At 67.5% G+C, this 9,386-nt stretch carries 13 protein-coding genes; 7 read left to right on the top strand and 6 right to left on the bottom strand.

Annotated elements, in window-relative coordinates; translation table 11 throughout:
• The first annotated feature begins 136 nt into the window (after positions 1-136).
• Together VIR09_RS12705 and VIR09_RS12700 are read left to right on the top strand one after the other, a co-directional pair.
• Positions 137-925: an NRDE family protein gene (locus VIR09_RS12705; RefSeq protein ID WP_332013192.1), complete on the top strand. Its 789-nt coding sequence runs from the start codon at positions 137-139 to the stop codon at positions 923-925.
• A 120-nt stretch (positions 926-1,045) separates the two neighbouring features.
• Positions 1,046-1,480, top strand: a complete 435-nt coding sequence (locus VIR09_RS12700) for a carboxypeptidase-like regulatory domain-containing protein (RefSeq protein WP_332013191.1) — start codon at positions 1,046-1,048, stop codon at positions 1,478-1,480.
• Positions 1,481-1,486: 6 nt separating this feature from the next.
• Here the strand turns inward: VIR09_RS12700 and VIR09_RS12695 are convergent, their stop codons facing one another.
• Positions 1,487-2,464, bottom strand: a complete 978-nt coding sequence (locus tag VIR09_RS12695) for a glycerophosphodiester phosphodiesterase family protein (protein ID WP_332013190.1) — start codon at positions 2,462-2,464, stop codon at positions 1,487-1,489.
• 12 nt (positions 2,465-2,476) lie between these two features.
• Complete coding sequence (locus tag VIR09_RS12690; RefSeq protein WP_332013189.1) at positions 2,477-2,851, bottom strand: MAPEG family protein; 375 nt, start codon at positions 2,849-2,851, stop codon at positions 2,477-2,479.
• 140 nt (positions 2,852-2,991) lie between these two features.
• On the opposite strand from VIR09_RS12690, the gene VIR09_RS12685 reads away from it, so the two are divergent.
• Positions 2,992-3,840 carry a CPBP family intramembrane glutamic endopeptidase gene (locus VIR09_RS12685; RefSeq protein ID WP_332013188.1) on the top strand — a complete coding sequence of 283 codons (849 nt, stop codon included), beginning with the start codon at positions 2,992-2,994 and terminating at the stop codon, positions 3,838-3,840.
• 15 nt (positions 3,841-3,855) lie between these two features.
• Here VIR09_RS12685 and VIR09_RS12680 read toward each other — a convergent pair whose 3' ends face one another.
• The 4 genes from VIR09_RS12680 to arfB form a co-directional block, all read right to left on the bottom strand.
• Complete coding sequence (locus VIR09_RS12680; RefSeq protein ID WP_332013187.1) at positions 3,856-4,908, bottom strand: alkene reductase; 1,053 nt, start codon at positions 4,906-4,908, stop codon at positions 3,856-3,858.
• A 48-nt stretch (positions 4,909-4,956) separates the two neighbouring features.
• Complete coding sequence (locus VIR09_RS12675) at positions 4,957-5,304, bottom strand: metalloregulator ArsR/SmtB family transcription factor (RefSeq protein ID WP_332013186.1); 348 nt, start codon at positions 5,302-5,304, stop codon at positions 4,957-4,959.
• Between the two features lie 107 nt (positions 5,305-5,411).
• On the bottom strand, positions 5,412-6,095 hold the full coding sequence (locus tag VIR09_RS12670) for a DUF2238 domain-containing protein (RefSeq protein ID WP_332013185.1): 684 nt from the start codon (positions 6,093-6,095) through the stop codon (positions 5,412-5,414).
• A 2-nt stretch (positions 6,096-6,097) separates the two neighbouring features.
• Positions 6,098-6,514 carry an alternative ribosome rescue aminoacyl-tRNA hydrolase ArfB gene (arfB, locus tag VIR09_RS12665; protein WP_332013184.1) on the bottom strand — a complete coding sequence of 139 codons (417 nt, stop codon included), beginning with the start codon at positions 6,512-6,514 and terminating at the stop codon, positions 6,098-6,100.
• Positions 6,515-6,607: 93 nt separating this feature from the next.
• Here arfB and queE point away from each other — a divergent pair, with 93 nt between their 5' ends.
• The 4 genes from queE to VIR09_RS12645 all read left to right on the top strand — a co-directional run.
• A complete protein-coding gene (gene queE / locus VIR09_RS12660; protein WP_332013183.1) occupies positions 6,608-7,240 on the top strand; it encodes a 7-carboxy-7-deazaguanine synthase in 633 nt (210 codons plus the stop codon).
• 28 nt (positions 7,241-7,268) lie between these two features.
• Complete coding sequence (gene queD, locus VIR09_RS12655) at positions 7,269-7,712, top strand: 6-carboxytetrahydropterin synthase QueD (RefSeq protein WP_164793776.1); 444 nt, start codon at positions 7,269-7,271, stop codon at positions 7,710-7,712.
• A 176-nt stretch (positions 7,713-7,888) separates the two neighbouring features.
• A complete protein-coding gene (locus VIR09_RS12650; protein ID WP_332013182.1) occupies positions 7,889-8,365 on the top strand; it encodes a MarR family winged helix-turn-helix transcriptional regulator in 477 nt (158 codons plus the stop codon).
• Positions 8,362-9,386 (top strand): FUSC family protein (locus VIR09_RS12645; protein WP_332013181.1); only part of this gene is annotated, 1,025 nt, incomplete at its 3' end. The genes VIR09_RS12650 and VIR09_RS12645, both read left to right, overlap by 4 nt.

Raw genomic sequence — 9,386 nt, 5'->3', positions numbered from 1 at the left:
CGTCGCCTCGTCCGCGCCCGCGCTGCGCGACGTGGCGGCCCAGATCGAAGCCTTGCGCGCCGCGCTGGCCGGCCCGGATTTCGCGGCTACGCCAGGCAAAGCCCTTCCCCACAAACCCGCCAACCAGGTCTGAACCATGTGTCTTGCCGTACTGGCCTTGCATGCCCTGCCGGGCATCCCCGTCCTGATCGCCGCCAACCGCGACGAGTTCCACCAACGCCCCACGCTGCCGGCCGCGCAATGGCCCGATGCGCCCGAAGTCTATGCGGGCCGCGACGGTCTGGCCGGCGGCAGCTGGATGGGCGCGACAACCGGCGGACGCCATGCCCTGGTAACCAACTTCCGCGAACCCGGCAAGCTCATCCAGAACGCGCCTTCGCGCGGTGCGCTGGTGGAAGACTATCTGCGCGGCGCGGCGTCCCCCGCCGACTACCTGGCGCAGGTCCATGCCGCGGGCCAGGCCTACAACGGCTTCAACCTGATCGTGGGCGACGCGCATGAGGCCTGGTATCTCAGCAACCGCGACGGCGGGCCGCGCCGCCTGGCTCCCGGCGTCTATGCCTTGTCCAACCATTTGCTCGACACGCCCTGGCCCAAGCTGGCGCGCACCAAGGCAGCTTTCGAAGCCGTGCTGCGCAGTGGGCCGCAGCCAGACCTGCCCGCACTGATGGCCGCACTGGCCGACCGCCAGCCCGCCGGCGACGCCGAGCTGCCCGCCACCGGCCTGCCGCTGGATCGGGAAAGACTATTGAGCAGCCCTTTCATCGTCAGTCCGAACTATGGCACCCGCAGTTCCAGCGTGCTGGCGCTGCGCGGCGATGGCGCCGGACAGCTGGATGAAAGGCGCTTTGCCCCGGACGGCACAGTCAGCGGCGAAAGCCGGCTGACATTTTCCTGGCGCGCGACTAGCAGTACGCTTGCTTAGGCTGCGGAAACAATCGGTTGATATCGGAGGCCCGCGGACGCGAACTCCGCGCCGGCATGCGGGTCGAAATGTTCATGCGCGCCGGGCAGGCGCGCAGATCGTCCTATTCAGGAGAATCTCATGAACAAGCGTATAGAACGCTGCACCATGGCCGCCGCGATGGCGCTGGGCAGCATGGCCTTTGCCGGCATCCTTTCCACCGCCCAGGCGGGCCTGCCGCCGGTGCAGCAGCAAGGCTCGGTGCAGTACATCAGCGGCGGCATCGGACTGGACGAATCCGAAGCCATGAAGGCCGCGGCCAAAGACTATCCGCTGGCGCTGACGTTTGCCGCGCAACGCGACGGCAAGGCCGACTACGTTGCCAATGTCGCCGTCACCATCAGCGACGCGCAGGGCAAGTCCGTGCTGCAGACCACCGCCGAAGGCCCGTACATGCTGGTGAAGCTGCCTGCCGGCAACTACAGGATCTCGGCCACCTACAACGGCCAGGCGCAGCAACGCGAAGTCTCCGTGCAGAACTCGGGCACCGCGCGCGCCGTGTTCGAATGGAAGTAGCAGGCGTCATGGCCCGCGCTTGAACGCGCGCGCCACGGCTTCGATTTCATTGGTCCAGATTCCGCCCGCGTATCCCGCCGGCACGCGGCGCATGTCCTCGGGCGTGTCGATGCCGGTGGAAAAACCCTCGCCGCCGTAAGGGCCGATCAGGAACGCGCTGCTGCAGGCCGCGTCCATGCGTTCCAGGAAGCGGCCGGGCCAGCCCCACAGCCAGGGCGCGACGTTCACCGGCACCATCAACACCATGCCGCGGCAGACCTGCGGCACATGGCCGCTCCAGCCGGTGGCCACATAGCGCAACAGGCAGGACTTCAAGTCCGAGCGCGTCAGCGTCCGCACGCCTGGCGCCAACTGGCGCAGCCGGCCTACCGGCTCCTCGCCCCCGTACACCATGAAGTCGGCCCGCCGCGTGGACGGCATGCCATTGAGCACGGCCGCCAGCGCCGCACCCTCGGCCGGGTCGCGGCTCTTGACGTTGATCAGGAAACGCTGGCGCGGAAAGGCCTCCAGCACTTCGGACAGCGTGGGCATCAGGCCCACGCCGCGCCCCCGGAACGGAAAGGTCTTGCCGCCGTCGGCGGTATAGCCGTAGCCGATGTCCAGCGCCTTGAGCTCGGCCATCGTGTGCGTGCGCGTCTCGCCGCGGCCTTCGGTGCGGCAGTCCACCGTCCAGTCGTGGAACACGGCGAACTGGCCGTCGGTGGTGGGATGGACGTCGATCTCCACGATGTCCGCGCCGGCGTCGAAGCTGGCGCGCATGGACGCGATGGTGTTTTCCAGATAGCCGTGCGTGGGCGCGACGATGCGGGTGGCGGTGCAGGTGTCCTGCTCCATGCCCGCGGTGTCGTAGCGCTGCGCGATGCCGCGATGCGCCAGCAGCGTCGCCCGCGCGCCGGGATCGGGCACGGTCCGGTCGGCGTTGTTGAGATAGATGAAGCCCAGCAGCGCGAGGGCCGCCACCGCCGCGACGCGCCGCCTGCGCATGCCTGCTGCCCCTTAAACGCCGGAGAACAGGATCGCGATGATGAAGCCCACGCTGATCGTCCAGACCAGCGAGCGCAGCGCGCCCCAGCCCGCCAGGTACATGGCCAGGTAGCCCAGCCGCACGCCCAGCCAGCACGCCATCAAGGTAGCGACATGCGCGGGCGGCGCCTGGGTATACAGCGCGAACAGCACGGCTGCATAAAAAAACGGCAGCGATTCGAAGGTATTGGTCTGCGCCGCGTTGGCGCGCGCCCGCCAGCCATCCTGGCGCGCCAGCCAGGCGCGCGGATCATTGTTGTCGAACTTCTGTCCGCCCGCCTTGGCGACTATCGCCGATACGAAAGGCAGCACCGCCGCCGCCAACATCAACCACGCGATCATTTTCATAGTCTGGCTCCCAGGTATCCGGCAGGCGCCAGGATACCTTTGTTCGGGGCGCGGCGTCAGGGGATGAGGCGCAGGGTCGAGGCCGTGCGCCTTGCGCCGGGCCGCGTTTACACTCAGCGCTTTCGAGGTTCCCCACACCCATGCCGCTGCTTAATCCCTGGTCAGCCCTGTTTCTTGCCTCGGCCATGCTGTGGCCGCCGGCCACGCGGCGCTGGGCGCTGGCGCCATTGGCCGCCGCCTACGCCTGGGCCTGGGCCGAGGGCACGATAGATCCCATGGCGCTGGCGGGACCGGCGCTGCTGATCCTGGCCGCTGCGCTGGTCCGCCCGGCATCGAACACGACGGCGCGCGCCACCGGCCACGTGCTCTTTATTACGCTAGCGGCGCTGCTGTTCCTGCACCTGCTGCCGGGCTTTCACAACCCGCAGGTCATCGCGCCGGCGCCGCTGAGTCCGGACGCCGTGCCTTTCGGCATGTACCTGAATCTGGACAAACCGCTGGTGGCGTTCTGGGTGGTGTTGGCAATGGCGCCGCCGATGGCGGGTGCGGATTTTCGCGCAACGCTGTCGTCGGCGTTCCTGGCCTGCGCGGCTGCAGTGGCCGTCTGCCTGGGCTGCGCGCTGGCGCTGGGCGTGGTGGGCTGGGCGCCCAAATGGCCGCCATCGGGCTGGATCTGGTTGATCAACAACGCTCTGCTGGTGACCTTGGCCGAAGAGGCGCTGTTCCGCGGCTACCTGCAGCAGCGGCTGACGGCCTTGTGGAGCGACCGCGCCTGGGGTCCACGGGCGGCATTGATCATCGCGGCCGGGCTGTTCGGCCTGGCGCATTACGCGGGCGGTTGGCAATGGATGCTGCTGGCCAGCCTGGCGGGCGCGGCCTACGGCCTGGCCTACCGCTACGGCGGCCTGGCCGCGGCGGTGCTGGCGCACCTGGGCCTGAACGCGGCGCACTTCGGCTTGTTCACCTATCCGATGCGCGCCGTGCTCTGAAAGCCGGCCTGTCGCCTACGCCAGGGCCGGATAGTCGGTATAGCCGCCCGGACCCGGCGCATAGAACGTAGCCGGGTTGGGCCGGTTCAGCGGCGCCTTGAGTTCGAAGCGGCGCGCCAGGTCCGGGTTGGCGATGTACTGCACGCCGAAGGCCACGGCATCGGCTCGGCCCGCGACGATGGCCGCCTCGGCGGACTCGCGGCCGAATCCCTCGTTGGCGATGTACGTGCCGCCGAATTCGGCCTTGAGCATCGGGCCCAGGCTGTCGGCGGCTTCGTACTCGCGCACGCACAGGAAGGCGATGCCGCGCTTGCCGAGTTCGCGCGCCACATAACCGAACGTGGCGGCCGGATTGGAATCGCCCATGGTGTGGATATCCCCGCGCGGCGACAAGTGCACGCCCACGCGGCCCGCGCCCCACACCGCTATACAGGCATCGACCGCTTCCAGCAGCAGCCGCGCGCGGTTTTCCAGGGAACCGCCATAGGCGTCAGTGCGGTGGTTGGTGCTGTCCTGCAGGAATTGGTCCAGCAGATAGCCGTTGGCGGCATGCACTTCCACGCCATCGAAACCGGCCTCCATGGCCATCTTCGCGCCATGGCGATAGGCCTCGACCACGCCCGGAATTTCGGCGGTTTCCAGCGCGCGCGGCGTGACGTAGGCGCGCTGCGGGCGCACATGGCTGACGTGACCCTGGGCGGCGATGGCGCTGGGCGCCACGGGCAGGTCGCCGTCCAGGAACATGGGATCGGAAATGCGGCCCACGTGCCAGAGCTGCGCCACGATCAGGCCGCCGGCCTGGTGCACCGAAGACGTGACCTTGCGCCAGCCCTGGACCTGCTCGGGGGTCCACAGTCCCGGCGTATCGGCATAGCCCACGCCTTGCGGCGTGACGGCCGTGGCTTCGGTCAGGATCATGCCGGCGCCGGCGCGCTGGGTGTAGTACTCGACCATCAGCTCATTGGGCACGCGGCCCGGGCTGGAATGCATGCGCGTCATGGGCGCCATGACGATGCGATTGCGCAGCGACAGATCGCCTGCGCGCGTGGGTTCAAAAAGTTGGCTCATGCGTAAATCCTTGGCCCCGGCTCAGGGGCCGCTGGCGGCGTAGCGGGGCTACATATCCTGATTCAATCGCCGCAGGAACGCGGCGATGACGGCTTCGTTGCGACGATAGAAAATCCACTGCCCCGCCTTGGTTGCCGAGATCAGGCCCGCGCGCTGCAGGACGGCCAGGTGCGAGGACACGGTGGACTGTGACAGCCCGCAGCGTTCATCGATGTGGCCCGCGCATACGCCATGCTCGAAGGTATGGCCCGGGCGTTCCTCGAAGTACGCATGCGGCGTCTTCAGCCACGCCAGGATGTCGCGCCGCACCGGATTGGCCAGCGCCTTGAGGATTGCGTCGGCGTCGATGGCCGGTACAGCGGCGGCGGGATCTGGGCTGGAAGTGGAGGCAGTCATATTCAAATATCGCAATTTATCGAATCTTATATCGGAACTATTCGATATATAGTCATGCCCCTGTGGCGGTCAGGGCTATATGGCCGCATGACCCAAGCGTTCTGCGATTACCCGCCCGGCTGGCGGCGCGGCTTGAGGCTGTCGGCCCAGTCGCGAGCCAAATCGCGGCGGGCGCGGCGGTTGACCAGCGCGGTGATGGCCATGGCAATGACGGCGCCGGCGGCGGCCAGCGCCATGTCCTTCTGCGCGTCCCAGATGTCGCCCTGCGTGCCCAGGTAGGCCGCGCCCAGCTCGCTGCCCACGGTGGCGGCGGCGCCCCATTCCAACAGTTCGTAGAGCGCCGAGGTCGATAGCGTGACGTCCATGGGCAGGAAGTAGGCCCAGAAGCCGCGCACCTCGACCACGCGCAGGAAGATCTCGCGGATGGGATAGGCCAGCAGCAGGCCATAGGAAAAATGCACCACGCGGTCGAAATTATTGCGTTCCCAGCCGACCATGCTGTTGAAGCCGTGGCCTGTCAGCGCCCGCCACCAATCGTCATAAGGCACCAGCGAATAGGTGTAATGCGCGCCGACCGCATGCAGGCACAGGTAGAGAAAGATCAGCGTGTACGAGGTCCGCGAAAACACGAACCAGCGGCGCGTGAAGAACAGCGCTGCGCCAAAGGCCAGCACCAACGCGTTCTCCAGCGCCCAATCCGCGCGGTCGTGCGGCGCGATGGCCAGCGCCGTCCAGATGACGGCGAACAGCACGCCCAACGTGTACAGGTAGCGCCGGCGCGGGTCAGCCACGGTCAGTCTCCCTGGACCCGGCCGCGCAGGCGCTTGACTTCGCCGTGCAGCACCTTGCGCTGCACGCGCCGGCGCTGCGAGGCGCGGGTCGGCTTGGTCGGGCGGCGCGGCTTGTCGGGACGCGCCACCGCGCGCACCATCGCGATCAGGCGTTCGATGGCTTCGGCCCGGTTCTTTTCCTGGCTGCGGAAGGCCTGCGACTTGATGACGATGACCCCGTCCTTGGAGACGCGGTGGTCGCTAAGCGCGCACAACGCTTCCTTGATTTCCTCGGGCAGGCTGGAGGCGCGCACGTCGAAACGCAGGTGCACGGCGCTGGACACCTTGTTGACGTTCTGGCCGCCCGCGCCCTGGGCGCGGATCATGGTGAACGCCAGTTCGCGTTCATCGAGGTAGATGGAATCTTGGACGTGAAACATAGCCCGCAAGTATAGATGCGCCGCGCAAAGTAAAATAATGCGCTTTTGCCTGATTTATCCGAGGTCCGGCCTTATCCGGCCGCCGGCACCACCATGACTTATTCCGCCAAAGAAATCTTCAAGACGCTGCAGGGCGAAGGCGCCCACGCAGGCCGCGCGGCGGTTTTCTGCCGCTTTGCCGGCTGTAACCTCTGGACCGGCCGCGAAAGCGACCGCGCCAGCGCCGCCTGCACCTTCTGCGACACCGACTTCATCGGCACCGACGGCGAAGGCGGCGGCAAGTTCGCCACGCCCGAGCTGCTGGCCGACGCCATCGCCACCGCCTGGGGCCCCGGCGCTGAAGACCGCTACGTAGTCTTCACCGGCGGCGAACCGCTGCTGCAGCTGGACGCGCCCCTGCTCACCGCGGTCCATGCGCGCGGCTTCACCGTGGCCATCGAAACCAACGGCACCATCAAGCCGCCCGCCGGCATCGACTGGATCTGCGTCAGCCCCAAGGGCACGGCGCCCGTGGTCCTGGAACACGGCGACGAGCTCAAGCTGGTCTATCCGCAAGCCAACGCGCGCCCCGAAGCCTTTGCGCATCTGGACTTCGACCACTTCTTCCTGCAACCCATGGACGGCCCCGCGCGCGCGGCCAACACCGAGCAAGCCGTCCAGTACTGTATGCAGCACCCGCAATGGCGGCTCAGCCTGCAGACCCACAAATACATAGGCATTCCATGATTTACCCTTGCCCCCTGCGGAGCGCGCCATGATTTCCGTGACCCGCAGGCTGGAGTTCGACGCCGGCCACCGCATTCCCGACCACCGCAGCCAGTGCCGCAACCTGCACGGCCACCGCTATGTGCTGGAAATCACCCTGACCGGCGACGTGGTGCAGGCGCCCGGCGAATCCGACAACGGCATGCTGATGGATTTCTCCGAAATCAAGCACATCGCCAAGACCCACATCGTGGACGTCTGGGACCATGCCTTCCTGGTCTATGAGGGCGACGCCGCGGTGCGCGGCTTCCTGGACAGCCTGCCCGGCCACAAGACCGTGGTGCTGGACCGCATCCCCACGGCCGAAAACCTGGCCGCCATCGTCTTCGAGACCCTGGCGCCGCACTACCACGGCCACTATGGCGCCGAACTGCGGCTGACCCGCGTGCGCCTGTACGAAACGCCCAACTGCTGGGCCGACTGCAACGGCTGAGCGCCGGGGCGCGGCCGCCGCTGCCGCGCCTGTCTTTCCCTCAACACGGCCCCCCCTGACCTTCGGTTTTCCATAGACGGAAAACCCGCCCCCTATTTTCCCGATTGAGAAAATCCATGGAGATAATCGCCATTTTCAATTATTAGTAAGCTAATAGATAGGATACAATCTATTCCATGAACACGCCCACCGACTCCCAGCTCATGGCCACCACCTCTGCCCTGATGGTGCTGTCGCGCGCCTACCGCGGCGCCGCCGACAAAGCCCTGGCCGACTACGGCCTGTCCCAAGCCACCGCCTGGCCCGTGATCCTGGCCGGCCGGCTGGGAGACGGCGTGCGCCAGGGCGCATTGGCCGAAGCGCTGGGCGTGGAAGGCCCCTCGCTGGTGCGGGTGCTGGACCAACTGGTGGCCGCCGGCCTGATGGAACGCCGCGAAGACCCGCATGACCGCCGCGCCAAGACGCTGCACCTGACCGACGCCGGCCAGGCGCTGCGCGCCACGGTCGAGGACGTCCTGGTCGATTTGCGCCGCCGCCTGTTCCGGGGCGTGAGCGAAGCGGATCTGGAAGCCTGCCTGCGGGTCTTCGACAGCCTGAAAGTGACCCTGGGCCGCGGCGGCGCGGGCGCCCAGCCACAGGACGAACAAGCGTGAAACTCCCCAACGTCCGCGAAAGCATCTTCTCGCTCAAGAGCTATCTGAGCGCCATCATGGCGCTCTACCTGGCCTACAGCATGGGTTTGCCGCGTCCGTTCTGGGCCATGACCACTGCCTATGTGGTGGCCCAGCCCTGGTCGGGCGCGGTTCGCTCCAAGGCGCTGTACCGCCTGGCCGGCACTTTCTTCGGCTCGGCCGCCACCGTATACATGGTGCCGCGGCTGTCGAACTCTCCGGTGGTCATGACCGCCGCCATGGTGCTGTGGGTGGGCGCCTGCCTGTACCTGTCGGTACTGGACCGCACCCCGCGTTCGTACCTGTTCATGCTGGCGGGCTATACCGCCGCCATGATCGGCTTTCCCAGCGTGACGGCCCCTGCCCAGGTGTTCGACACCGCGCTCGCCCGCGTCGAGGAAATCACGCTGGGCATCGTCTGCGCCACCCTGATCCACAGCATCGTGCTGCCGCGCGGACTGGCGCCCGCCCTGACCTTGATGCTGGACAAGGCCGTGCGCGACGCCCGCAACTGGATGCACGACACGCTCAGCGGCCAGGCCACCGAACAGAAGGACCGCGACCGCCGCGTGCTGGCCAACGACATCACCCAACTGCGCCTGATGTCCACCCACGTGCCTTTCGACACCAGCAACCTGCGCTGGACCTCCGGCGCCGTACGGGCCATGCAGGACCAGATCGCGGCCCTGACGCCCACCGTGTCGGCCGTGGAAGATCGCATGCGCGCCCTGCAGGCCGGCGGCCAGCCGCTGCCGGCGCCGGTTTCGGCCCTGCTGGCAGACATCTCCGAATGGATCAATGCCGGCGCCCAGGCCACGCACGAAACCGCGGTGCAGTTGCGCGCCGCGGCGACCCGGCTCACGCCCGCGATCGACAGCCGTTCCACCTGGCGCGACGTGTTGCTGGCCAGCCTGATGACGCGGTTGCGCGAACTGGTCGATACCTACGACGAGTGCCTGGCGCTGCGCCGCGAGATCCGCGCGGGCCTGGCCGGCGCGCCGCT

The organism is Achromobacter sp. (assembly GCF_036567245.1).
Lineage (GTDB): Bacteria > Pseudomonadota > Gammaproteobacteria > Burkholderiales > Burkholderiaceae_B > Achromobacter.
Note: the sequence above shows the minus strand (reverse complement) of the source record. Positions and strands in the feature narration are given on the sequence as shown.

What these genes read in the sequence shown, in the direction of transcription:
- VIR09_RS12690 (WP_332013189.1), bottom strand. Translation starts at nt 2,851, where the DNA reads ATGAAAATGATCGCGTGGTTGATGTTGGCGGCGGCGGTGCTGCCTTTC.
- VIR09_RS12675 (WP_332013186.1), bottom strand. Translation starts at nt 5,304, where the DNA reads ATGACTGCCTCCACTTCCAGCCCAGATCCCGCCGCCGCTGTACCGGCC.
- queE (WP_332013183.1), top strand. Translation starts at nt 6,608, where the DNA reads ATGACTTATTCCGCCAAAGAAATCTTCAAGACGCTGCAGGGCGAAGGC.
- VIR09_RS12685 (WP_332013188.1), top strand. Translation starts at nt 2,992, where the DNA reads ATGCCGCTGCTTAATCCCTGGTCAGCCCTGTTTCTTGCCTCGGCCATG.
- VIR09_RS12695 (WP_332013190.1), bottom strand. Translation starts at nt 2,464, where the DNA reads ATGCGCAGGCGGCGCGTCGCGGCGGTGGCGGCCCTCGCGCTGCTGGGC.
- VIR09_RS12680 (WP_332013187.1), bottom strand. Translation starts at nt 4,908, where the DNA reads ATGAGCCAACTTTTTGAACCCACGCGCGCAGGCGATCTGTCGCTGCGC.
- VIR09_RS12700 (WP_332013191.1), top strand. Translation starts at nt 1,046, where the DNA reads ATGAACAAGCGTATAGAACGCTGCACCATGGCCGCCGCGATGGCGCTG.
- queD (WP_164793776.1), top strand. Translation starts at nt 7,269, where the DNA reads ATGATTTCCGTGACCCGCAGGCTGGAGTTCGACGCCGGCCACCGCATT.
- VIR09_RS12705 (WP_332013192.1), top strand. Translation starts at nt 137, where the DNA reads ATGTGTCTTGCCGTACTGGCCTTGCATGCCCTGCCGGGCATCCCCGTC.
- arfB (WP_332013184.1), bottom strand. Translation starts at nt 6,514, where the DNA reads ATGTTTCACGTCCAAGATTCCATCTACCTCGATGAACGCGAACTGGCG.
- VIR09_RS12650 (WP_332013182.1), top strand. Translation starts at nt 7,889, where the DNA reads ATGAACACGCCCACCGACTCCCAGCTCATGGCCACCACCTCTGCCCTG.